Annotated in this window: 17 protein-coding genes and 3 pseudogenes; 14 read left to right on the top strand and 6 right to left on the bottom strand. The window is 66.3% G+C overall.

Going from position 1 to position 22,850, the window contains the following annotated elements; all coding sequences use genetic code 11:
- The first annotated feature begins 26 nt into the window (after positions 1 to 26).
- From E3U26_RS18810 to E3U26_RS18800, 3 genes are all read left to right on the top strand, one after another.
- The gene (locus E3U26_RS18810) at positions 27 to 800 is read left to right on the top strand and encodes an SDR family oxidoreductase (protein ID WP_072463280.1); all 774 of its coding nucleotides are present in this window, start codon (positions 27 to 29) and stop codon (positions 798 to 800) included.
- A 48-nt stretch (positions 801 to 848) separates the two neighbouring features.
- Positions 849 to 2,057: an aspartate transaminase gene (locus E3U26_RS18805; RefSeq protein WP_499107213.1), complete on the top strand. Its 1,209-nt coding sequence runs from the start codon at positions 849 to 851 to the stop codon at positions 2,055 to 2,057.
- A gap of 204 nt (positions 2,058 to 2,261) precedes the next feature.
- The gene (locus E3U26_RS18800) at positions 2,262 to 2,534 is read left to right on the top strand and encodes a WYL domain-containing protein (RefSeq protein WP_499107212.1); all 273 of its coding nucleotides are present in this window, start codon (positions 2,262 to 2,264) and stop codon (positions 2,532 to 2,534) included.
- Positions 2,535 to 2,543: 9 nt separating this feature from the next.
- On the opposite strand, the gene E3U26_RS18795 is transcribed toward E3U26_RS18800, so the two are convergent.
- Entirely contained in the window at positions 2,544 to 2,729 is a 186-nt protein-coding gene (locus tag E3U26_RS18795; RefSeq protein ID WP_499107211.1) for a hypothetical protein, read from the bottom strand.
- A gap of 791 nt (positions 2,730 to 3,520) precedes the next feature.
- On the opposite strand from E3U26_RS18795, the pseudogene E3U26_RS18790 reads away from it, so the two are divergent.
- The 3 genes and pseudogenes from E3U26_RS18790 to E3U26_RS18780 all read left to right on the top strand — a co-directional run bounded on the left by E3U26_RS18790 (position 3,521) and on the right by E3U26_RS18780 (position 6,173).
- Positions 3,521 to 5,240, top strand: a pseudogene (locus E3U26_RS18790) (IS21/IS408/IS1162 family transposase).
- Positions 5,241 to 5,292: 52 nt separating this feature from the next.
- Positions 5,293 to 5,889 (top strand): annotated as a pseudogene (locus E3U26_RS18785) (IS66 family transposase); the annotation flags it as partial.
- Complete coding sequence (locus E3U26_RS18780) at positions 5,889 to 6,173, top strand: hypothetical protein (protein ID WP_499107210.1); 285 nt, start codon at positions 5,889 to 5,891, stop codon at positions 6,171 to 6,173. The pseudogene E3U26_RS18785 and the gene E3U26_RS18780, both read left to right, overlap by 1 nt.
- 439 nt (positions 6,174 to 6,612) lie before the next feature.
- Here E3U26_RS18780 and E3U26_RS18775 read toward each other — a convergent pair.
- Positions 6,613 to 7,766 (bottom strand): IS3-like element ISPfe1 family transposase gene (locus E3U26_RS18775; RefSeq protein WP_114537220.1). Its coding sequence is split into 2 segments (ribosomal slippage): positions 6,613 to 7,520 and positions 7,520 to 7,766, totalling 1,155 coding nucleotides; the frame shifts between segments, so codons are not numbered across the junction.
- A gap of 68 nt (positions 7,767 to 7,834) precedes the next feature.
- Between E3U26_RS18775 and E3U26_RS18770 the strand changes: the two are divergent.
- Together E3U26_RS18770 and E3U26_RS18765 are read left to right on the top strand one after the other, a co-directional pair.
- A pseudogene (locus E3U26_RS18770) lies at positions 7,835 to 8,008 on the top strand (proline/glycine betaine ABC transporter permease); the annotation flags it as partial.
- Positions 8,005 to 8,847: an ABC transporter permease gene (locus tag E3U26_RS18765; protein WP_499107209.1), complete on the top strand. Its 843-nt coding sequence runs from the start codon at positions 8,005 to 8,007 to the stop codon at positions 8,845 to 8,847. The pseudogene E3U26_RS18770 and the gene E3U26_RS18765, both read left to right, overlap by 4 nt.
- Positions 8,848 to 9,712: 865 nt before the next feature.
- On the opposite strand, the gene arcC is transcribed toward E3U26_RS18765, so the two are convergent.
- Genes arcC through E3U26_RS18745 form a run of 4 tightly spaced genes read right to left on the bottom strand, consistent with a single transcriptional unit; the run spans position 9,713 to position 14,324 of the window.
- Positions 9,713 to 10,630: a carbamate kinase gene (gene arcC / locus E3U26_RS18760; RefSeq protein WP_449045372.1), complete on the bottom strand. Its 918-nt coding sequence runs from the start codon at positions 10,628 to 10,630 to the stop codon at positions 9,713 to 9,715.
- A 4-nt stretch (positions 10,631 to 10,634) separates the two neighbouring features.
- Positions 10,635 to 11,636, bottom strand: coding sequence for an ornithine carbamoyltransferase (gene argF / locus E3U26_RS18755; protein WP_116221266.1), 1,002 nt, complete (start codon positions 11,634 to 11,636; stop codon positions 10,635 to 10,637).
- A gap of 12 nt (positions 11,637 to 11,648) precedes the next feature.
- Positions 11,649 to 12,875, bottom strand: a complete 1,227-nt coding sequence (gene arcA, locus E3U26_RS18750; RefSeq protein ID WP_499107208.1) for an arginine deiminase — start codon at positions 12,873 to 12,875, stop codon at positions 11,649 to 11,651.
- Between the two features lie 15 nt (positions 12,876 to 12,890).
- On the bottom strand, positions 12,891 to 14,324 hold the full coding sequence (locus E3U26_RS18745) for a YfcC family protein (RefSeq protein WP_036759507.1): 1,434 nt from the start codon (positions 14,322 to 14,324) through the stop codon (positions 12,891 to 12,893).
- Positions 14,325 to 14,769: 445 nt separating this feature from the next.
- Between E3U26_RS18745 and kdpF the strand changes: the two genes are divergently transcribed.
- From kdpF to E3U26_RS18715, 6 genes are read left to right on the top strand one after another with little or no spacing between them, the layout of a single operon-like run.
- Complete coding sequence (gene kdpF / locus E3U26_RS18740) at positions 14,770 to 14,856, top strand: K(+)-transporting ATPase subunit F (RefSeq protein WP_036759505.1); 87 nt, start codon at positions 14,770 to 14,772, stop codon at positions 14,854 to 14,856.
- 9 nt (positions 14,857 to 14,865) lie between these two features.
- On the top strand, positions 14,866 to 16,551 hold the full coding sequence (gene kdpA / locus E3U26_RS18735; RefSeq protein WP_499107206.1) for a potassium-transporting ATPase subunit KdpA: 1,686 nt from the start codon (positions 14,866 to 14,868) through the stop codon (positions 16,549 to 16,551).
- A gap of 55 nt (positions 16,552 to 16,606) precedes the next feature.
- Positions 16,607 to 18,631 carry a potassium-transporting ATPase subunit KdpB gene (gene kdpB / locus E3U26_RS18730; protein WP_499107204.1) on the top strand — a complete coding sequence of 675 codons (2,025 nt, stop codon included), beginning with the start codon at positions 16,607 to 16,609 and terminating at the stop codon, positions 18,629 to 18,631.
- A gap of 12 nt (positions 18,632 to 18,643) precedes the next feature.
- Positions 18,644 to 19,222: a potassium-transporting ATPase subunit C gene (gene kdpC, locus E3U26_RS18725; protein ID WP_499107203.1), complete on the top strand. Its 579-nt coding sequence runs from the start codon at positions 18,644 to 18,646 to the stop codon at positions 19,220 to 19,222.
- Between the two features lie 8 nt (positions 19,223 to 19,230).
- Positions 19,231 to 21,918 (top strand): KdpD family sensor histidine kinase, encoded by a 2,688-nt coding sequence (locus tag E3U26_RS18720; RefSeq protein WP_499107202.1) that lies wholly within the window; start codon positions 19,231 to 19,233, stop codon positions 21,916 to 21,918.
- Positions 21,915 to 22,598: a response regulator gene (locus E3U26_RS18715; protein WP_036759496.1), complete on the top strand. Its 684-nt coding sequence runs from the start codon at positions 21,915 to 21,917 to the stop codon at positions 22,596 to 22,598. The genes E3U26_RS18720 and E3U26_RS18715 overlap by 4 nt, the downstream gene beginning before the upstream one ends.
- The last annotated feature ends 252 nt before the right edge of the window (positions 22,599 to 22,850 follow it).

The raw sequence follows: 22,850 nt of genomic DNA, 5'->3' as shown, positions 1-22,850 counted from the left end.
GCATTCACGAGAAGAAAGACAGAACCATGGCATTCGCGGATTACAAGACGGCATTGGTAACGGGCGCCTCGGGCGGAATGGGCTGGGCGATCGCCGAGCGGCTGCGCGCGAAGGGCCTGGCCGTTCACGCCCTGGCCCGCAACGCCGAAAAGCTGCAGGAACTGGCGGCGCATTGCGGCGCGATCCCGCATGTGATCGACGTTTCCGACACCGAGGCCGTGTCCGCGCTGGTGAAGGATCTGGAAATCGACGTGCTGGTGAACAATGCCGGCGTATCGCGGCCGGGCAGCATCCTCACCTCCAGCGCCTTCGACATCGACGAGCAGATCGACGTCAACCTGCGCGCCGCCCTGCACCTGGCCCGCCTGCTGTTGCCGGGCATGATGGAGCGCGACCGCGGCCATATCGTCAACATCACCTCGATGGCCGGGCATTACGAGTTCGGCGGCCATATCGCCTATCACGCCACCAAGGCGGCGATGCATACCGTCTCGCGCCAATTGCGCGTCGATGCCTTCGGCCGCCGGGTCCGGGTGACCGAGATCAGCCCCGGCCGGGTCGAGACCGACATCTTCGCCAAGGTCGAGAAGATCGACCCCGCCGAGGCGAAGCGCAAATATTACGAAGGCTTCGAGATGCCGCAGGTCTCGGACATCGCCGACGCCGTGGAATATGCGGTCGGGACGCCGCAATACGTCAACATCAACCTGATCGAGCTGCTGCCGACGCTGCAAGTCCCCGGCGGCCTGCGCACCGCCAAGCGCGTGGGCGACGACGTGATCCTGACCGGCAACAAGTAACGCGCCGCCCCGCCGGCATCCGAACAATCCGCACCGATGGAGATTGCCTTGAGCAACATCAAACTCGCCTCGCGCGTCACCAGCATCCGCGTCTCGCCCAGCACCGCCGCCGCGCAGAAGGTCCGCGACCTGCAGGCCGAGGGACGCAGGATCTTCAACCTCACCGTGGGCGAGCCCGATTTCGACACGCCCGACCACATCAAGGCCGCCGCCATCAGGGCGATGGAGAATGGCGAGACGAAATACACCTCCGTCAACGGCACGGTCGAGCTTCGCAAGGCCATCCAGCACGACTTCAGGACGCGGCTGGGCATCGACTGCGGGCTGAACGAGATCTGCGTCGGCGGCGGCGCCAAGCAGGTGCTGTTCGTGGCGCTGATGGCCACCGTCGAACCCGGCGACGAGGTCATCGTCCCGGCGCCCTATTGGGTGTCCTATCCCGACATGGTCATCGCCAACGGCGGCACGCCGGTCATCGTTCCCTGCGGCGAGGAGGTCGGCTTCAAGCTGACCCCCGACACGCTTGAGGCCGCGATCACCGCGAACACCCGCTGGGTGATCCTGAACTCTCCCTCCAACCCGACCGGCGCCGCCTACAGCGCGGACGAGCTGCGGGCGCTGGGACAGGTGCTGCTGCGGCATCCGCATGTGATGGTCCTCTGCGACGAGATCTACGACCGGATCTGGTTCGCCGGTTTCGAGCCCTGCAGCATCCTGACCGTCCTGCCCGAGCTGAAGCCGCAGGCCCTGGTCGTCAACGGCGTCTCCAAGTCCTATGCCATGACCGGCTGGCGGATCGGCTACGGCGTCGGGCCGCTGGCGCTGATCGATGCGATCAACAAGCTGCAATCGCAAATGTCGTCCTGCCCCTCGTCGATCAGCCAGGCGGCGGCGGCCGCCGCCCTGACCTCGGACCAGCGCTCGGTCGACGAGGCCGTGGCGGTCTATCGCCAGCGGCGCGACCGCGCCCATGCGCTGATCAACGCGATTCCCGGCCTCAGCTGCAGCCTGCCGGACGGCGCCTTCTATCTCTATCCCAGCTGCGCGGGCATGATCGGCAAGAGGACGCCGGACGGAAAGACGATCAGGAACGACCTGGATTTCAGCCTGTATCTTCTGGAAGCGGCGGGCGTCGCCTCGGTGCATGGCGGGGCCTACGGGCTAGAACCCTATTTCCGCATCTCGACCGCAACCTCGATGGAGATCATCGAAGCGGCCTGCGCCGCCATCGCCCAGGCATGCAAGGCTTTGGACTGAGAGCAGCAAAGCAAAGGGCCGGCGCCCCGTTCCTTGAGCTCGGCAGGCAACGATTGCCCTGCGTCCCGGTTCGCACGAAAACCTTGACCCGCCGATCATGGCACAATTGCGCTAGACGATCCCCTCGGCCATCTGGGTCGCCATCGAAGGTGGTGCTGTCGAACGCGCCTTTCGTGGCGCCCCAGGGCTTCAACCTGAAAAGTTATGCCCACAACTGGGATCCGGCAGGAGGAACCCGAGGGCATCGTCCGGCGCTTTTCCCCGCGCGTTGCCCGCGATGCCGCCAGCTATCGCTTCCACCCTGCCGAGAGGCACGAGCCGCAGGACGACGGCAGCCTGATCGTGCGTTTCCACGCCGGCGGCCTGCGGGAAATGGCCTGGCATCTTGCCCGCTGGGGTGGAGAGGTCGAGGTGCTGGCCCTCCATCGGCTGCAGCAGATGGTGCGGGATCTGGGTGCGCGGCTGGCAAGCCCGTAACGCAACCGCTTACAGGAAGCGTTTCCCCAGCTCGCCGGCGGCACTGACATCTTCGCCGATCCGCTCTCTTGCTGGTTTTGTTCTGGCGTGGAATGCGTCGCTGACATCCCTGACGAAATCCGCCGGACTCAGCCCTGCGTGAAGGATGCACTCCAGGAAGGCGCAAACGACAAAGAGATAGCCATAAGCGCTCATTGCTGCACTCGTGTTCATGATCGAAAATATGCAGGCCGCGAAGGCAAGGATCCACGCAAAACCCGCCACACCACGAATCCCGAGCCAGGACAAGAGCGCCACTGCCGCAACAAGATATTCGGGGATATCCGAACTGGCATTCAGGGCGATGGATATGATCGCCCGAATACACGGCCCAGAGCAGAACAAAAACGATCAGCCCATAGATCGATTTTCTCCACCTGAGGATACCACGGGCATAAAGAGGCGTCAGCATGGCCAATGCGGCGGCACCGGAGATCAGGGTGGGCTTGATCGAATAGTTCTTCGAGAAAAAGTGCAGGCTCGGCGCAGAATAGTTCTTGAAGCATAAAGCAGTGGCAACAAGCAGAAAAATGATTGCCAGCAGCTTGGTCGTGCGCTCGGAAAGCGCCTCCTCGCTGGTAAGGATGTCTACGGCAGCAAAGATCTTGGCCTTTATCCAGAGAATCCATCATTCGCCATGGTCAGCATAGTGCATATTCCCACATCACGCCTGCGTGAAGGACGATTTTGAGCCGGTGTTCGAAATTTCATGTGGCACGGCCGGAATCCGGCCTCCCGGCCGAGACCGGCCTTATTTGCATGCCGGCATGTCAAATGTAAGCCGGCATGGCCAACTGCCCCCGTAACGGGGTGATCGGCTTCCCAAACGGCCCCCCTTTACACTGATGGTCATGATGCCCCCGTGGTCATCGGGGGCACAGTGCGGGATGCTGGTTGTGGAGACGATTGCGAAGATCCGTCGGGCGTATTTCCAAGAGTAGAGGACGATCAAGCAGATCTGCCGGGAGTTTCGGGTCTCGCGGAGTGAGGCGTGAGCCGCCATTGGTTCGAGGCCACGCCGAACGGTGCGGAAGGTGATCCGGTCCGGCGCGACGGAACTGACCCATGAACGGACAATCCAGCCGCTGCCGAAGATCGGCCCTTGGAGAACCAAGCTCGACGAGATGCTGGCGGCAAACGCCCGGAAGCCGAAGCGCGAACGCCTGATCCTGATCAGGATCTTCGAGGCACTCCGGTCCTTCGGCTATGACAGTGGTTACGATGCTGTCCGGCGTTACGCGGCCTCGTGGTCCAGGGAAGAACAGGAAGCTTCGGCCGCCGCCTGTGTGCCGCTGGTCTTCGATCCGGGCGAGGCTCGACCCCATCGACCGGAGCCACGGGATCGTGGTGATCGATGGGGTGACCACCACCGTGAAGGTGGCGCATGTCCGCCTCTGCCACAGCCGGATGCTGTTTGTCCGGGCCTGCCCGCGCGAGACGCAGGAGCCTCAGCCATCGGGTTCGGACCGATGGCGCCGCGATGGCTTCGATCTTCGACGCTCATGACAAGGCCTTCGCCTTCTTCAGGGGCTGTGCTCGTGGGATCTACGACAACATGAAGACGGCGGTGGATACGATCTTCGTCGGCCGCGACCGCGCCTGCAATCGCGTTCGCCTGTTCTCTCGAACCGCTGGCGTTCACAGGCTCACTCCGGCAGATATGCGGGCACTATCTGGTCGAGCCGCCGTCCCTTGGGCTTGAACCAATGGCGCCTCAATGAATGGCCCTGCACCCCGGCCTCTGGCTGGGACTGCGCCTGCGTGGCGCCATCGGTTCGAGCCCGCTGGCGCAGGGACAGGTCGAGAACCAGGTCGGCGTTGTCCGGTGGCGGTTCTTCGTGCCTCGACCGAAGTCCAAGAGCTACGCCGAACTCAATGCCTGGCGCGAGGACCGCTGTGTTGCATGGGCCAGGTCGCATCCGCACCCGGAGCTTCGCAATCGCACGATCTGGAGGGTGTTTCAGGACGAGCGTGCGAGCCTGGTGCCCTATGCCGGCCCCTTCGACGGCTTCCATGCCGTGCCCGCCTCGGTATCGAAGACCTGCCTGGTCCGATTCGACAAGAACCGCTACTCGGTGGACGGTCGCGCTGTCGGTCTACCGGTCGAGATCCGCACCTATGCCGAACGGGTCGAGTTCCGGCAGGACGGCAGGATCGTCGGCCAACCCATCCGCGCCTTCGGCCGCGACAGGCCATCTACGATCCGCCGCACGATATTCCGGTGCTGGCCCGCAAGCCCGGCGCCCTCCGGAACGGCGCTCCCTTCAAGGAATGGAAACTGCCGCCAGCGATCAGGCGCGTTCAGCGCAAGCTGGGCAAGGTGCCAAACGGCGACCGGCAAGTGGCCCAGATCCTCTGAGCATGATCCCGACCAACGGACCGGATGCGGTGGAATCCGCTTGCGCGGAGGCCCTGAACGAAGGCGCCCCGGCGGCAGCTGTGGTCCTGAACATCCTGCCCCGGCATCGCGAACCGCCACCGCCGCTGACCATCGCCACGCCGGATGCGCTGCGGCTGGCCTGCGAGCCCGCGGCCGATTGCAAACGCGACGACAGCCTGAGGAGACCGAGCCATGGAAAGATCACAGGTGCTGGACGCGTCGTGTCGAAGACGCGCATCCCGCAAGACGGGCCGGCTGAAGCTCTACGGCATGAAAGCCGCCTATGATGAGATCATCGCCACGGCAGTGAAGCGACAGCACGAGCCGCAGAAGATCGTCGGCGACCCCCGCCTTCGGGAGGCCGCGTGTTGGGCCCACCTGCGGCGCGACTTCCATGACGAATGGACTAAGACCAAATCCGTGATCGCCCGCGAGGCGCTCGACCGCATCGGCGTGCTCTATGACATCGAGCGGGAGATCGACGGCCGTCCTGCTGATATCCGTCTTGCCGGCCGGGAAAAACACAGCGCCCCAAAGGTCGAGGCCTTCTTCGCATGGTCCGAGAGCCAACTCTCGCTGATCCCGGGCAAGGGTGATCTCGCCTAGGCCTTTCGTTACGGGCTCAGCCGTCGTGCCTCATTCAGCCTCTTCCTTGAGGACGGCCGGGTGGCGATCGATAACAATCCCGCAGAACGCGCCCTGCGCCCGATCGGTGCCGGGCGCCGCAACTGGCTCTTCGCTGGCGCTGATACTGGTGCCGAGACGCTGGCTCCCGCCATGACCATCATCGAGACCGTCAAGATGAACGGCCTCGCTCCGCAGGCCTATCTGGCCGACATCCTGACCCGTATCCACGATCACAAGATCAACCGGCTCGACGAACTCCTGCCCTGGAATTGGGCGCCGACGACCGAAACCTTGTCCGAGACCGCCTGATGGCAACCGTCACCCATGTCCGCACCCTCGACTACGTCGCCAGGATGCTGGGCGAAGATCCCGAGCTGCTCGAAGCCATCGTCTCCAATGACGACAACCTGAGCTACGGCGCGAGCATCAGCGTCCATACCGGCCCAGACGACACCATCACCGCCCTGACCGATGACGGCATCGATGAACCGAAAGACATGCTCACGGCCGCGCGCATCACCACCAAAACCTGGCACGCGTTCCTTGACGACTTTGTCGATGACCAGAAAATCGTCACCCGCATCAAGGCATAGTCGCCGCGGGAACAATCGGCCGGTTACGCCGCGTGCCGTCGCATGCCTGCTGAAAACCTGCGAGCGCCTGTTCTCTCTGCGGATGGGTTCGGTGTTCGATTAACTCTGACCCCAAAAGGCATCGACCCATCTGCTGCGGGGCTTCCTGGAGCTAATCCGACCGGAGTACGGTCGTCCGAGGTGGCATGCATGCTCCGTCGGGCGACCAACGGAGAATTTTCGCCTCCTGCGGCATGAAAACCTGTGTAGCATCCAGGATTGTCCCATCCTCGATCCGCGAATTCGCCGCCTGGCAGGTGGGTGAGCGTGAAAACCGTGACGCGTAAACGTCGCGGCTACAGTAGGATCAAAATAAATTGTTTAATATAAATCATCTGAGAAGCGATGATGCTGCGACGCAAATGAACACATATTGACCTGCCCCCCGGTCGTCCCTCGTTCATAACGAGAGTCCTTGGGGTTGATATTGGTTGGTTTCGGGTGTGGCAAGCGCGCCGGGCGCGGAGCCCTCAGATTGCTCAAGCGCTCGGCGCGCGTCGGACGGGGTCTTGTTGCCCAGCGAGGAATGGGGCCTGACGTTGTTGTAGTCGTAGCGCCAGAGGGCCAGTTTGCGGCGGGCATCAGCCAGGCTGTCGAAGATTTCCTCGTTCAGGCATTCGTCGCGCAGGCTGCCGTTGAAGCTTTCGATGTAGCCATTCTGCTGCGGCTTGCCCGGGTCGATGTAGTGCCATTCGACGCCGTTCGCGTTGGCCCATTTCAGGATGGCCTTGCTGGTGAACTCGGTTCCGTTGTCGCTGACGATGCAAGCGGGCTTGCCGTAAATCCTGACCAGCGCATCCAGTTCCCGTGCCACCCGAGCCCCAGAGATGCTCGTGTCAGCGATCAACGCCAGGTTCTCGCGGCAGCAATCGTCGTTCACAGCCAGAATGCGGAACTTGCGGCAGGCCCCGAACGTGTCGGACAGGAAGTCTAACGACCACCGCTGGTTTGGCCTCAACGGCGCTGGTATTGGCGTCCGGCTACCTCGTGCCCTCTTGCGGCCACGCCTGCGGCGCACCGACAGGCCCTCTTCCCGGTAGATGCGATAGAGCTTCTTCTCGTTCATGATCATGCCCTTGCGCTCCAGCAGGATGCCCACGCGCCGGTAGCCGAACCGCCGGCGCTTCTCGGCAATCTTGTGCATCTCCTCACGGATTTCCGGGTTGTCGGGTGGCCTGTCACGCCGCACCGTCTTCGGATCGACACCGATCAGGACACAGGCCCGACGCTGAGAGATCGGATGATCCTTCATCGCCCGCAGCACCGCGTCCCGCCGTTGCACCGGTGTCGTCAGGGCTTTCCCAAGAGATCCTTCAGAACCACGTTGTCCAGCATGGCATCGGCCAGAAGGCGCTTCAGCTTCGCGTTCTCGTCCTCGAGCTGCTTCAGCCGCTTGGCGTCCGACAGGTCCATCCCGCCATACTTCGCCTTGAGCTTGTAGAACGTCGCGGGGCTCAACCCGTGCTTCCGGCAAAGCTCGGAAGTCGGCAAACCCGCCTCCTGCTCCTTGATCATCCCGATAATCTGCGCCTCGGTGAACCGGCTTTTCCTCATGTCGTCTGCTCCTTCTCAGGTTGGGCAGACTCTACATCACAGCGAGGGAACTTCCGGGGGGCAGGTCAGTGGTCATCGCCGGAATCGTCGGCTCGGGCGGGCTGGGCCAGACGATCTATGACGCGATCCGCACGCTGGATATCGCCAAATCCATCGACGCGGCCATCGCCATCGTGATCCTGACCATGGTCATCGACCGCCTGACCCAAAGCATGGCGCATAAGAGGGGGAATGTGGTATGAGCTTTCAGTTTTCCATCGGCACCTGGCTCGCGCCCTTCGTGGACTGGCTGAACGCCAACCTGCACGGGCTGTTCGATGTCATCGGACGCGTGGTCGAGGCCGTTCTCGGCGCCTTCCAGTCGCTGCTGCTCTATCCGCCAGCCATCGTGGTGATCCTGCTGGTCACGATCACGGTGGCCTTGCTGACCGGCCTGCGGGTGGCGCTGCTGGCCTTCCTGTGCCTGGGCTTCTGCTGGCTGATGAACCTCTGGCCGCAATCGATGCAGACGATCGCGCTGGTCTTCACCGCGGTCGTGGCGGCTGTGGCGATCGCCGTTCCCCTTGGGATCATGGCGTCGCGCCGGCCGCGTCTTGAGGCGGCGCTGCGCCCGATCCTCGACATCATGCAGACCGTGCCGCCATGGGTCTATCTGATACCGGCGGTGATCCTGTTCAGCCTGGGTCAGGTGCCGGCGCTGCTGGCGACCGTCGTCTACGGCATCCCGCCGATGCTGCGACTGACCACGCTGGCCTTTCGCCAGGTGCCCAAGGACCTGCTGGAGCTGGGCCAGGCCATAGGCGCACCGCCCCGCATCATCCTGACGCGGATCGAGTTCCCCGCCGCCTTGCCGACGCTCGTCGTCGGCCTGAACCAGTGCATCCTGCTGTCCTTGGCGATGGTTGTCCTGGCCGGGCTGGTCGGCGCGGGCGGCCTTGGCGCCGAGGTTACACGCGGGTTGACGCGGATGGAGATGGGCTTGGGCCTGCGCGCCGGGCTGGCCATCGTCGCCATCGCCCTGCTGTTCGACCGCGTGTCGCGCTCTGCCCTGCAGCGGCCCGCAGGCGGATCGCGCATATAAGGCGATGGATAATTCCTGGTTTTCCGGGTCAAGTGTTTGCTGACGGTGTCGCGCGGTTCGTTTTCGGCCGCGCGGTCCCTTCAGCCGGTAACAACCCATGTAAGCTGAGCAAAAGTTCCTCCACCATACTGGCCTATTGGCAAGCGGCGGGCTGGTGCTGGACGACTGGCCGCCCATTTTCGACGGCTATTTCCTCCACTATCCCAGCCGGCACAACCTCCCATCCTCATCAACGATGCAGATCGAGGTCTCTTTTACCGATGCATCCAATCCGGCATAGTGCTTCATGCTGCGCGTCCTCCCCTGATGCTTGTGGCTGCTTCACACAGACCACGTTCTACCATCAGCCCGAAGCGCAGCACCTCATGGCGTCCGGGGCCGGAAGCAGCCCAAGTCCATTCAGGGCGAGTTGGGCGACGACTTCACCGGCAGGCGTAATGATTGCACCCGGCCCCCACGACACCATGTCGCCACGCTCGCCCGTAACGTCGGAAGATGCCAACCAGAGACCTGCTTCGCGCCATCGGTTCGCACGTTCCGCGTTGTGAACGTCCCTGTAGATTCCGGGGACTGCGTGACGCCGATACGGACCTCCGCCGCCCCCCTATGTGAATTGACCAGCCTTAGCCCCTCTTGCTTCACCGGGTCACATACCACGACCCGCAGCCTTGTCCCGCAGCCTTGCCATGATGGGGAGGAGTTCGCTGCAGTGCCAGTCGAGCGTCAGCTTTCGGGAGGTTGCGCCGCAGCATTTGCAGGTGCCGACCGTGCGCTCCGGGACCGGATACAGCTGTCTGATCGGTTAGTTAGGGTCTTCGTGACATGGGTTCATCGCCGAGATGAGGAACTGTCGATATGCCCTCACTCACCCGACCCCGAGCGCTACCAACGTGCCTGCGCGCCCTTCCAGGATCGCGCGGGCATCCTCCAGTCGCCCGATTCCGGCCATCCTGCCCGGCGATGCCGCGAAGGTGCGGGCGGCCTCGACCTTGGGCGCCATCGAGCCCGCGGCGAAGCGGGCCGGATCCAGCTGGTCGGGCCGCGCCGTGCGGATGGCGCGCTGCTCGGGGGTGCCCCAGCCGTCATAGACCGCATCCACATCGGTCAGCATCAGGAAGGCATCGGCCTCCAGCTGCGCGGCCAGCAGGCCGGCAGCGTGGTCCTTGTCGATCACGGCCTCGACCCCCTGCAAGCTGCCATCGGCCAGCCGGATCACCGGGATGCCGCCGCCGCCCGCGCAGATCACCGTGACGCCCGCTTCGACCAGCAGGCGCACCGCGCGGATCTGGGTGATGTGCCGGGGGCGGGGCGAGGGCACCACGCGGCGCCACTTTCCGGCAGCCTCCTCGGTCATCGGCCAGCCATGGGCGGCGCGCATCTTCCCGGCCTCCCCGGCGTCATAGAGCGGCCCGATGGGCTTTTCGGGCCGGGCGAAGGCGGGATCGTCCGGCGCCACCTCGATCTGGGTCAGCAGCGTGGCCAGCACCGCATCGCGCGGCAGGGCGTTGGCCAGTTCCTGCTCGACCAGATAGCCGATCATGCCGACGCTTTCGGCACCCAGAATGTCCAGCGGCCAGACCGTCTCGCTGCCATAGGCCGCCGCCTGCAGCGCCAGCAGGCCCACCTGCGGGCCGTTGCCATGCGCGACCACGATCTGGTGGTCGCGCGCCAGATCGGCCAGCGCCCGCGCCGCCTTGCGCACATTGGCGCGCTGCGCCTCGGCCGTCATCGGCTCTCCCCGGCGCAGCAGCGCATTGCCGCCCAGGGCCACCACGACACGCATCGCCCTAGCCCGCCAGGGTGGCGACCAGCACCGCCTTGATCGTGTGCATGCGGTTCTCGGCCTGGTCGAAGACGATCGAGGCGGCGGATTCGAAGACCTCCTCGGTCACTTCCATGCAATCGATGCCGTATTCGCGGAAGATCTTCTCGCCGATCCCGGTCTCGCGGTTGTGAAAGGCGGGCAGGCAATGCATGAACTTGGCATGCGGGTTGCCGGTCGCCTCCATGACCTGGCGGGTGACGCGATAGGGGGTCAGCCTTTCGATCCGCTCGGCCCAGACCTCCTCGGGCTCGCCCATCGAGACCCAGACATCGGTATAGACGAAATCGCAGCCGCGCGCGGCCTCGGCCGGATCCTCGGTCAGGGTGATCCTGGCGCCGGTGGTCGCGGCGATCTCGCGGCAGCGGGCGACCAGCGCCTCCTCGGGCCAGCAGTCGCGGGGCGCGCCAAGGCGCACGTCCATGCCGATCAGCGCGGCACCCTCCAAGAGCGAATTGCCCATGTTGTTGCCGGCATCGCCCAAGAAGCAGAAGGCAAGCTGCGACAGGTGCTTGCGGGTGAATTCGCGCATGGTCAGGAAATCGGCGAGGATCTGCGTCGGGTGAAATTCGTCCGTCAGCCCGTTATAGACCGGCACGCCCGACCATTCCGCCAGCAGCTCGGCCTGCTGCTGGCCGAAGCCGCGATATTCGATGGCGTCATAGATGCGGCCCAGCACGCGGGCGGTGTCCTTCATCGATTCCTTCTTGCCGATCTGGGTGCCGGTCGGGCCCAGATAGGTGACATGCGCGCCCTGGTCATAGGCCGCGACCTCGAAGCCGGTGCGGGTGCGGGTCGAATCCTTTTCGAAGATCAGCGCGATATTGCGTCCCTTCAGCCGCTGCTGCTCATAACCGCCGTATTTGGCCTGCTTGAGCGAGGCCGACAGCCGCAGCAGGAAGCGGATCTCGTCGGGGGTGAAATCCATGAGCTTGAGGACGCTGCGCCCCAGGAGATTGACGGACATCTCGGACCTCCCCTACGCCGGATCGCGGATCAGCGGGCAGGTCATGCAATGGCCGCCGCCGCGGCCGCGGCCCAGTTCGCCGCCGGGAATGGTGATGACCTCGACCCCGGCCTTGCGCAGCTGGGTGTTGGTGAAGGTGTTGCGGTCATAGGCGATGACCACGCCCGGCTCCAGCGCGATGACGTTGTTGCCGTCGTCCCATTGCTCGCGCTCGGCCACATAGGCGTCGCCGCCGGTCTCGACCACCCGCAGCTTCGGCAGGCCGAGCGCCTCGGCCGCGACCTCGACCAGCGGGCGGTTTTCCTCGCGGATGTCCAGCGTCCAATCCTTGTCGCCGGGCCGGATGGAATAGGACACGATCCGTTCGGCCACATCGGCAAAGACCGTGACCAGGTCGTGGTCGCAGAAGCTGAACACCGTGTCGAGATGCATCGAGGCGCGCTCGGCCGGCAGCTTGCAGGCGATCACGCGCTCGGCCCCGCCCTGCGCGAACAGGGCGCGGGCAAGCTGGTCCACCGCCTGCGGGGTAGTGCGCTCGCCCATGCCGACCAGCACGGTGCCGTTGCCGATGGGCATCACGTCGCCGCCCTCCAGCGTGGCCAGGCCGTGGTCGCGATCCGGGTCGCCCCACCAGACCGGAAAGCCCGCGTCGCGGAAATCGGGATGGAAGCGATAGATCGCGGCGATGTTCACCGTCTCCAGCTTGCGCGCGTTCCAGCGCATCGGGTTCAGCGTCACGCCGCCATAGATCCAGCAGGTCGTGTCGCGGGTGAACAGATGGTTCGGCAGCGGCGGCAACACGAAATCCCCCGGCCGCAGGGTGGCGGGAAACAGCCCGCCGCCCTCCAGCGGCAGTTCGGCCCGGCTCATCCCGCCCAGCAGGATCAGCGACAGCGGATCGGCGTCGATCTCCATCAGATGGGCGCGCAACTCGTCGGCCAGGCCCACGCCCACGGTGTTTTCATTGACGCGCCGCGCCAGCAGCCAGTCGCGGGCCTCGGGGATGCGCATCGTCTCGGCCAGCAACTCGCGCAGGAAGACGACCTCGGCCCCGCGATAGCGCATGGCATCGACGAATTCCATGTGATCGGTCCGCGCCTGCTTGACCCAGATCACGTCGTCGAACAGCAGCTCATGGCAATTCGAGGGCGTCAGCCGGGCCAGCGCCGAGCCGGGGCGGTGGACGAGAACCCGGCGCAGCTTGCCGATTTCCGAATGGACGCCATAGGGGGTGGACATGTTCGCTCTCCGGTTTCAGGCGATCAGGGCGCCGATGCTGAGGCAGGCCATGATGATGACCGTCAGGATCACCAGCAGCGGCCACATGAAGCGCAGCCAGCGCTCATAGGGCACGCGCCCGATGGCCAGCGCGCCCATGACCACGGCGAAGGTCGGGTTGATCAGGTTCACCAGCCCGTTCGCCGACTGATAGGCCGTCACCACCAGGTCGCGCCCTACCCCGGCGAAATCCGCGACCGGCGCCATGATCGGCATCGACAGCACCGCCAGCCCCGACGAGGACGGCACGAAGAAGGACATCAGCACCTGCAGCCAATACATCACGTTGATGAAGGCCACCTCGCCCAGGCCTGCGACCGACATCTCGGCCCAGTGCAGGATGGTGTCGGTGATGCGCCCGGCATCCATGATGACGACGATGCCGCGCGCCAGCCCGATGATCAGGGCCACGCCCAGCAGGTCGCGCGCGCCATCGACGAAGGAATCGACGAAGGCCTTCTCGCCCGGCCGCACGACCAGCCCGACAAGGATGGCCGAGCCCAGGAACAGCGCGCTCATCTCGCCCATCCACCAGCCGCCCATCAGCACGCCCCAGACCATGACCAGGAAGGTCAGCCCGAAGATCGACAGGACGATCTTGTGGATGGTGGTGAATTCGGTCTTGTCGCCCTGATGCCCGCTGAGGAAATGCGCCTCGTTCCGGGCCTTCATGTCGTAGACCAGCGATTTCGACGGATCGCGGCGGACCTTCTCGGCGTAGCGCATGACATAGATCACGCAGGCCAGCCAGCACAGGACCAGGATCGCCAGCCGCAGCACCAGCCCGCGCGTGAAGGGGATCCCGGCCGCATCCGACGCGATCACCGTCGCAAAGGCGTTCACGGTCGAGCCCAGGACGCCCACGCCCGCCCCCAGCAGGATGATCGCCACCGCCGTCACCGCATCATAGCGCGCGGCGATCATGATCGGGATCAGCAGCATGTAGAAGGCCAGCGTCTCCTCGGCCATGCCGTAGGTGGTGCCGCCCAGCGCGAAGAGCCCCATCAGCACCGGGATCATCCATTTCTCGCGTCCCGCCAGCGCGGTCATGGCATGGCCGATCCCGGCATTGATCGCGCCGCTGGCGGCGACCACGCCGATGAAGCCGCCGATCACCAGCACGAATACGGCCACGTCGATGGCATTGGCCTGATAGCTGTCGGGATCGTAGAGCCCGGCGATGGGCGCCATCAGCACATCGGTGATGCCCTGCGGGTTCGGCTCGGTCTCGGCATAGGTGCCGGCTACGGGAACCTCGCGGTCCAGCGCCTCGTTCATCTCGCGCTGATACTGTCCGGCGGGCACGATCCATGTCAGCGCGGCGACCAGGATGATCAGGCCGAACAGGATGGTGAATGCGGTTGGGAAACGGAACTGTCGTTTCGCGGGCGTTTCGGGCGTCTTGTCCATGATTGCCTCCGGTGGCTGGAATGGCAGCTGGCGCAGCGTCCTGCCGGTGCTGGCCACTGGGGCGGCGCGACATCGCCGCTGTCGAACTCATCCGAAAACTGCAGGGCCGGCGATCGATGACCTTGCGAACTGTACCAAGTGTTTCGGAAATCCGGCGATGTCACTTTGACTCAGATCAACCAGCAGGAAGTTACAAGGCACCTTTGGGGCTACCGCTTCCTGGTTCCGCCCAAGCGCAGTCCCACGCGACATGATCTTTACGCCGGATTTACGCCTGCGCCCTGAAATCCGCATAGCCCCTTGACGCGCCGCGGACAGATATTGGCCCGTATCGAAACTGCGGGAATCCTGCCATGGCAGACATCGTCTATCTTGCGCTCGGCGTGATCGGCATCGGCGGTTTCGCCGCGGCGCTGCGCCTGATCGACAGGTCGTGAGGGCGCATATGGTCGACCTTATCCTGGGCCTCGCCGTCTCGGCGGGGATCTTCGTCTTCCTCATCCTCGCGCTCTTGCGCCCGGATCGGTTCTGAGGCGCGCAGATGCAAGACCTGATCGGATATGTCCTGTTCTGCGCCGTATTGACGGTGGGCGGCTGGGTGCTGGCGCCGTTCATGGCCCGCGTCTATGCGGGCGAGCGTAGCTTTCTTTCCCCCGTGCTCGGCCCCGTCGAGCGCGGGCTCTATCGCCTTTGCGGCATCGACCCCGGCGTCCGGCAAAGCTGGCGCGGCTATGCGCTGGCGCTGCTCGCCTTCAACCTTCTGGGCTTCGTCGCGCTTTACCTGATCCTGCGGCTGCAACAGTTCCTGCCCCTGAACCCCGAGGGCATCGGCGCGATCAGCCCGGACCTTGCCTTCAATACCGCCGCCAGCTTCGTGACCAACACGAACTGGCAGGCCTATTCGGGCGAGGCGCAGCTCAGCCATCTGTCGCAGATGGCCGGACTGACGGTGCAGAACTTCGTCTCGGCCGCGACCGGCATGGCGGTCGGCGTCGCGGTGATCCGCGGCTTCACCGCACCCAAGGGGGTGGGCTTGGGGAACTTCTGGGCCGACATGACCCGTTCGGTGCTTTATGTGCTGCTGCCGCTGTCAGTGATCCTGGCGATCCTTCTGATCCTGCAAGGCGTGCCGCAAACGCTTCTGGGCGGGGCGCATGCGACTACGCTGGAGGGCGCGCAGCAGGTGATCCCGCGCGGCCCCGTCGCCAGCCAGATCGCGATCAAGCAACTCGGCACCAATGGCGGCGGCTTCTTCGGCGCGAACTCGGCCCACCCGCTGGAGAACCCGACGGTGCTGTCGAACATGGCGCAATGCCTGTCGATCCTGCTGATCCCGGTCGGCTTCTGCTTCCTTTTCGGGCGCATGGCGCGGGACCGGCGCCAGGGCTGGGCGATCTATGCCGCCATGGGCGTGCTGTTCCTCGCCGGGCTGCTGGCGATCTGGCTGGGCGAAAGCGGCGGCAACCCGGCGCTTGGCCTTGCCAGCAACCTGGAGGGCAAGGAGATGCGCTTCGGCACCGGCCTCTCGGCGCTTTGGGCCGAGGTGACCACGGCCGCCTCGAACGGTTCGGTCAACGCCATGCATGACAGCTTCATGCCGCTGGCGGGCATGGTGCCGATCATCAACATGGCCATCGGCGAGGTGATCTTCGGCGGCGTGGGCTCGGGGCTTTACGGCATGCTGCTCTATGTCGTGCTGGCGGTGTTCCTGGCCGGGCTGATGGTCGGTCGCACGCCGGAATACCTGGGACGCAAGATCGAGGGGCGCGAGGTCACCCTGGCCATGCTGGCCTTCCTGTCGATGCCCCTGGGCATCCTGGTCGGCGGCGCGATCTCGATCACCGTCCCGACGGCGGCCGCAGCCATCCAGGAGGCGGGGCCGCATGGCCTGTCCGAGACGCTTTATGCCTACGCCTCGGCGGTCGGCAACAACGGCTCGGCCTTCGCGGGCTGGGGCGCGGCGCTGCCCTGGCAGACCACCGCGCTGGGGCTGCTGATGATCCTGGGCCGTTTCGCGATCATCGTGCCGATGCTGGCCATCGCGGGCTCGATGATCGGCAAGCAGCAAAGCCCGGTCACGGCGGGCACCTTTCCGACGCATGGGCCGCTGTTCGTCACGCTGCTGGTGCTGACCGTGGTGATCCTGGGTGCGCTGACCTTCTTCCCGGTCCTGGCACTTGGCCCGATCGCCGAGCAGACGGCGCTGAGCGCCGGCCAGACCTTCTGACAGCGCAGCCCCGCCCGCACGGGGCCGCGCCTTCTCCCAAGCAAGGACAACAGACATGTCCCCCGACATCACCGCCCGATCCGGGCTTTACGGCACGGCGTTCAGGGCATCCTTCCGCAAGCTTCATCCCCGCGCGCTGATGGGCAACCCGGTGATCTTCGTCACTGCCGTCACCGCCGCGCTGACCACCGTCCTGTCGCTGCGCGACCTTGCCCTCGGGGCCGAGGGCGCAGGCATCGGCCTGCAGGTCGCCTTCTGGCTATGGCTCTGCGTGCTCTTCGCCAATTTCGCCGAGGCGCTGGCCGAAGGCCGGGGCAAGGCGCGCGCCGACAGCCTGCGCGCCACCAAGGCGGAAACCGTCGTCAAGCTGATGGCGCATGCGGACGATCCGGCACCGCGCCAGGTTCCCTCCTCGGGCCTGCGCGCCGGGCAGATCGTGCTGATCGAGGCCGGCGACCTGATCCCGACCGATGCCGAGGTGATCCGCGGCGTCGCCTCGGTCGATGAAAGCGCCATCACCGGCGAAAGCGCCCCGGTGATCCGCGAATCCGGCGGCGACCGTTCCTCGGTGACGGGCGGCACGCGGATCGTCTCGGACCATCTGGTCATCCGCATCACCGCCGAGCCGGGCAAGAGCTTTCTCGACCGCATGATCTCGCTGGTCGAGGGGGCCGAGCGCCAGAAGACCCCGAACGAGATCGCGCTGAACATCCTGCTGGCCGGGCTGACACTGATCTTCCTGTTCGTGACCGTCACGCTGGAGCCCTTTGCGCGCTATTCGGGCGTCGTCATTCCCGTCATCACCCTGGCCGCGCTGTTCGTCACGCTGATCCCCACGACCATCGGCGGGCTGTTGTCGGCCATCGGCATCGCCGGCATGGACCGGCTGGTGCGCGCCAACGTCATCGCCAAGTCGGGCCGCGCGGTCGAGGCGGCGGGCGACGTGGACACGCTGCTTCTGGACAAGACCGGCACCATCACCTTCGGCAACCGCATGGCCGATGCCTTCGTCCCGGCGCGCGGCACCGATGAGCGCGGGCTGGCGATGGCGGCTTTCCTGGCCTCGCTTTCGGACGAAACGCCCGAGGGCAAATCCATCGTCGAACTGGCCGAGAAGCTGCTGAAGGACGTGACCCGCATCCCCGAACCGGGGTCCGAGCCGGTGCCGTTCTCGGCCCAGACCAGGCTGTCCGGCGTCGATTTCTCCGGCACGCGGCTGCGCAAGGGCGCCGTCGATGCGATCGAGCGCTTCACCGGGCAGAAGGCCGACGCCGCCCTGCACGCCCGGATCGAGGAGATTGCGCGCTCGGGCGGCACCCCGCTGCTGGTGGCCGAGAACGAGCGCATCCTGGGCGCGATCCACCTCAAGGACGTGATCAAGCCCGGCGTGCGCGAACGCTTTGCGGAACTGCGGGCCATGGGCATCCGCACGGTGATGATCACCGGCGACAACCCGCTGACCGCCGCCGCCATCGCCGCCGAGGCCGGGGTGGACGATTTCCTGGCCGAGGCCACGCCCGAGATGAAGCTGGACTACATCCGCCGCGAACAGGCCGGCGGCCGGCTGGTGGCGATGTGCGGCGACGGCTCGAACGACGCGCCGGCGCTGGCGCAGGCCGATGTGGGCGTGGCGATGAACTCGGGCACGCCCGCCGCCAAGGAGGCCGCGAACCTGATCGACCTCGACAGCGACCCGACCAAGCTGATCGAGGTGGTGATGGTGGGCAAGCAACTGCTGATCTCGCGCGGGGCGCTGACCACCTTCAGCCTGGCCAACGACGTGGCCAAGTATTTCGCCATCCTGCCGGCGGTCTTCGTCGCCGCCTATCCGGGCTTGGGCGTGCTGAACGTGATGGGGCTGGAAAGCCCGCAAAGCGCCATCCTGTCGGCGGTGATCTTCAACGCGCTGATCATCGTCGCGCTGATCCCGCTGGCGCTGCGCGGCGTCGGATACCAGCCCGCCAGCGCGGCGGCCCTGCTGCGGCGCAACCTGACCATCTATGGCCTCGGCGGCCTCGTCGCGCCCTTCGTCGGCATCAAGCTGATCGACATGGGCGTGACCGCGCTGGGGCTGGCATAGGGAGAGCATGCCATGATGACGCATATCCGCCCGGCTCTGGCCATGCTGGTGGCGATGATCCTGCTGACCGGGCTGGCCTATCCGCTGGCGATGACCGGGCTGGCCCGCGCCGTGGCGCCCGGCCTGTCGCAAGGCAGCCTGGTCGAGCGCGACGGCCGGATCGTCGGTTCGGCGCTGGTCGGCCAGCAATTCGCCGGGCCGGGCTATCTGCACCCGCGCCCCTCGGCGGTGGATTACGCGACCATGCCCGGCGGCGCCTCGAACCTCGGCCTCACCTCGGCCCAACTGAAAGAGCAGGTCGCCGGGCGCCGCGCCACCTATGAGGCCCAGAACGGTGCCGGCGCGCCGGCGGACGCGGTGACGACTTCCGCCTCGGGCCTCGACCCCGACATCTCGCCCGAGAATGCGCAGGCCCAGGCCGCTCGCATCGCCGGGGCGCACGGGATCGACACCGCCATCGTGCAGCAGATCATCCGGCAGCATGTCACGCGCCCGCTTTGGGGGCTTTACGGCCAGTCGCGGGTGAATGTCCTGCGGACCAACCTGGCGCTTGACCTTGCCGCGCCCATGCCGCCTGCTGGGGCGGACTGAGGAGACCGATGTCTGAGCCCCGCCGCCCCGAACCCGAGGCCCTGCTGTCCGAGGCCCGCCGCGAGGGCCGCGGGCGGCTCAAGGTCTTTCTGGGCGCGGCGCCGGGGGTGGGCAAGACCTATGCCATGCTCGAGGCCGCGCGGCTGCGCGCGGCCGAAGGCGTCAAGGTGCTGGTCGGCGTGGTCGAAACCCATGGCCGCGCCGAGACCGAGGCGCTGCTGCGCGGGCTGGAGGTGCTGCCGCGCCGCCGCGTCATCCACAGCGGCCGCATCCTGCACGAGATGGACACCGATGCCCTGATCGCCCACCGCCCCGACCTGGCGCTGATCGACGAGCTTGCGCATTCCAACCTTTCCGGCGGTCGGCACGAAAAACGCTGGCAGGATGTCGAGGACGTGCTGGCGGCGGGGATCGACGTCTATACCACGCTGAACGTCCAGCATGTCGAGACGCTGAACGACACCGTCGCGCGCATCACCGGCGTCCGCGTGCGCGAGACGGTCCCCGACCGCGTGCTGGAAATGGCCGACGAGATCGAGTTGATCGACCTGCCGCCGGACGAGCTGATCGCCCGGCTGCGCGCGGGCAAGGTCTATGTCCAGGACCAGGCCGCGCGCGCGGTGGCGAATTTCTTTGCCAAGGGCAACCTGACCGCGCTGCGCGAACTGGCCATGCGCACGGCCGCCGACAGGGTCGACGCCCAGTTGCAAGAGCATATGGCCACCAATGCCATCGCCGGGCCATGGCCGACGCAGGAGCGCATCCTGGTGCTCTTGCCCGAGGGCGCGGTCGGCCGCGACGCCATCCGCATCGGCAAGCGTTCGGCCGACCGGGCGCGGGTGGAATGGTTCGTGCTGGCGCTGACCAGCCTGCGCGACGAACAGAACCGCCGTGCCGATGGCCAGGACGAGACCGGGCCGGCGCTGCGGCTGGCGGAAAGGCTGGGCGCCGATATCTCGACCTTGCAGGTCGAGGGGGATGCGGTCTCCGAGGTGCTGGATTTCGCCCGGCGCCAGAACATTCGCCGGATCATCCTGCCGCGCCCACCCGCGCGGCCATGGCTGGCACGGCTGCTGCCCGATGCACGGGAACGCTTCCTTGCCGGCCTGACAAGGCGCGCCACCGATTTCGAGCTGACCCTGGTCGGCGACGAGGCCCGCGCCGGCCGGAAACGGAACGCTCCGACCCCGCCCGACCTGCCGCACGGCCTGCGTCTTGCGGGCATCGTCATCGCGGTCGTGGCCGGCGCCAGTCTGGTCGCGACCTCTGCCGACCGGCTGTTTCCGGTCCTCAGCCTGTCGCTGATCTATATGACGGCGGTGGTTTCCGTTGCCGCATATTTCGGCCTCTGGCCCTCGGTCGCGACGGCGGTCCTGAGCTTTCTGACCTACAACCTTCTCTTTACCGAACCGCGCCTGACGCTTCACATCTGGAGCCGGGGCGAATTCCTGACGCTGGTGCTGTTCCTGGCCGCCTCGATCCTGACCGGCAACCTGGCCGCGCGGCTGCGCAGCCGCGTCATCGCGCAGCGGGCCATCGCGGACCGGACCCGCAAGCTTTACGATTTCTCGCGCAAGGCGGCCGGGGCGGCCTCTTTCGACGATGTGGTCTGGGCGGCGGTCAGCCATGTGGCGACGGTGCTGGAATGCGAATCGATCCTGCTTGTCCCCGACGAAGGCGGCGCGCTTGCCATAGCCGGCGCCTTTCCGCCCGAGGACCGGCTGGAACCGCGAGAGCGATCGGCCGCGCAATACGCCTTCGACCATGGCGAGCCGGCCGGGCGCGGGTCGGGAACGCTGCCGGCCTCGCGCTGGCTGTTCCTGCCGCTGTCCGGGGCCGAGCGGCGCCTCGGCACGCTGGGCATCGCCTATGAGGACGGGCGCGAGCCCGGCCCCGGCGACCGCCGCCTGCTCGAGGCGCTGGCCGATCAGGTGGCGCTGGCGCTGGAGCGCATCCGCCTGTCCGAGGATCTGGCGCAAAGCCGCGTCACCAGCGAAACCGAGCGGCTGCGCAGCGCGCTGCTGTCCTCGGTCAGCCACGACCTGCGCACACCGCTGGTCTCGATCCTGGGCGCCGCCGAGGGGCTGGACCAGCCCGGCCTTGGGCCCCAGGGGCGCGACATCCTGGTCGAGACCATCCGCGAAGAGGGCGAGCGGCTGGACCGCTATATCCAGAACCTGCTCGCCATGACCCGGCTGGGCCATGGCGCGCTGCGCCCGAACGCGGTGCCGACCGACCTGCGCGAGCTGGTGGGCGCGGCGCGGCACCGGCTGCGCGGGCCGCTGCGCGACAACCCGGTCATGGTGACCATCCCCGAGGACATGGCGCCCGCCCATGTCGATCCGATCCTGATCGAGCAGGTCGTGGTCAATATCCTGGACAATGCGCGCAAATATGCCGGTCCCGGCACGCCGATCCGCATTTCCGCAAGCACCCATGGCGCCCGTGCCACCCTGGCGATCGAGGACGAGGGCCCCGGCCTTCCCCCCGGCGCGTCGGGCCATGTCTTCGACATGTTCTGGCGCGTGGGCCAGGGCGACGGCGGACAGGGCGGCACCGGCCTCGGCCTTGCCATCTGCAAGGGAATCGTCGAAGCCCATGGCGGCACGATCCGGGCCGAGCCGGTGCATGGCGACGGCCGCGGCACCCGGATCGTGATCGACCTGCCGCTGACAAACCCGGAGCTGACCCATTGAGCGCCGCCCGCATCCTCATCGTCGAGGACGAAACCCCGATCCGCCGCTTCCTGCGCGTGGCGCTGGAGGCCGAGGGGCATCTGGTCTCGGAGGCCGCGACAGCGCATGAGGGGGTGGCCCTTGCCGCCAAGGAGGCGCCGGCGGCGATCATCCTGGACCTGGGCCTGCCGGATGCCGACGGGATCACGGTGCTGAAGCGGGTGCGCGAGTGGTCCGCGGTGCCGGTGCTGGTCCTGTCCGTGCGCAGCGACGAGGCCGGCAAGATCGCCGCCCTCGACGCAGGCGCGCAGGACTACGTCACCAAGCCCTTCTCGACGGGCGAGCTGCTCGCCCGCCTGCGCGGCCTTCTGCGCGACCGCGCGGCCGAGGCGGCGACAGCGGTGCTGACCCTTGGTCCGCTGTCGATCGACGCGGCCGACCACCGGGCAAGCCTGGCGGGCGAGGATCTGCACCTGACCCGCAAGGAATTCGACCTTCTTTGGCTTCTGGCCACCCATGCCGGCCGGCTGGTCACGCAGGACATGATCCTGCGCGCCATCTGGGGCCCGGCCCATGCCGGCGACAGTCAGTATCTGCGCGTCTATATCCGCCAGCTCCGCGCCAAGCTCGGCGACGATGCCGCCGACCCCCGCTGGATCTTCACCGAACCGGGCGTGGGGTATCGGCTGGCCGAGGGCTGAGGCGAGCCGCTGGCCCGGCCGCATCCTGAAACGCAATCTGCATGCCAAATTCCACCGTTCGCAGGAGCGGCGGACTTTGCGTTTACGACGAGCTTGACCCGGCTACGCTGACGTGGCGCGGAATATCCGCGCCGCATTCCCACGCCGCGCGGGTCGGGGCCCGCGGGTTCTGCCCACGACATTCAGGCCCACGACATTCAGGATAGGTGGCAAAGGCTCGCCAACCCGGCCCCCGCCCAGATAGCCGCATGG

This window comes from Paracoccus ferrooxidans, assembly GCF_029909815.1.
GTDB classification, from domain to species: domain Bacteria; phylum Pseudomonadota; class Alphaproteobacteria; order Rhodobacterales; family Rhodobacteraceae; genus Paracoccus; species Paracoccus versutus.
This window is presented reverse-complemented; position numbering and strand designations above follow the sequence as displayed.

Excerpts from the sequence above, each read along its gene's own strand:
- E3U26_RS18745 (WP_036759507.1), bottom strand. The coding sequence starts at position 14,324 with ATGGACAAGACGCCCGAAACGCCCGCGAAACGACAGTTCCGTTTCCCA.
- argF (WP_116221266.1), bottom strand. The coding sequence starts at position 11,636 with ATGTCCGTCAATCTCCTGGGGCGCAGCGTCCTCAAGCTCATGGATTTC.
- kdpF (WP_036759505.1), top strand. The coding sequence starts at position 14,770 with ATGGTCGACCTTATCCTGGGCCTCGCCGTCTCGGCGGGGATCTTCGTC.
- E3U26_RS18720 (WP_499107202.1), top strand. The coding sequence starts at position 19,231 with ATGTCTGAGCCCCGCCGCCCCGAACCCGAGGCCCTGCTGTCCGAGGCC.
- kdpB (WP_499107204.1), top strand. The coding sequence starts at position 16,607 with ATGTCCCCCGACATCACCGCCCGATCCGGGCTTTACGGCACGGCGTTC.
- arcC (WP_449045372.1), bottom strand. The coding sequence starts at position 10,630 with ATGCGTGTCGTGGTGGCCCTGGGCGGCAATGCGCTGCTGCGCCGGGGA.
- arcA (WP_499107208.1), bottom strand. The coding sequence starts at position 12,875 with ATGTCCACCCCCTATGGCGTCCATTCGGAAATCGGCAAGCTGCGCCGG.
- E3U26_RS18810 (WP_072463280.1), top strand. The coding sequence starts at position 27 with ATGGCATTCGCGGATTACAAGACGGCATTGGTAACGGGCGCCTCGGGC.
- kdpA (WP_499107206.1), top strand. The coding sequence starts at position 14,866 with ATGCAAGACCTGATCGGATATGTCCTGTTCTGCGCCGTATTGACGGTG.
- E3U26_RS18765 (WP_499107209.1), top strand. The coding sequence starts at position 8,005 with ATGAGCTTTCAGTTTTCCATCGGCACCTGGCTCGCGCCCTTCGTGGAC.
- kdpC (WP_499107203.1), top strand. The coding sequence starts at position 18,644 with ATGATGACGCATATCCGCCCGGCTCTGGCCATGCTGGTGGCGATGATC.
- E3U26_RS18780 (WP_499107210.1), top strand. The coding sequence starts at position 5,889 with ATGGCAACCGTCACCCATGTCCGCACCCTCGACTACGTCGCCAGGATG.
- E3U26_RS18795 (WP_499107211.1), bottom strand. The coding sequence starts at position 2,729 with ATGAGCGCTTATGGCTATCTCTTTGTCGTTTGCGCCTTCCTGGAGTGC.
- E3U26_RS18800 (WP_499107212.1), top strand. The coding sequence starts at position 2,262 with ATGCCCACAACTGGGATCCGGCAGGAGGAACCCGAGGGCATCGTCCGG.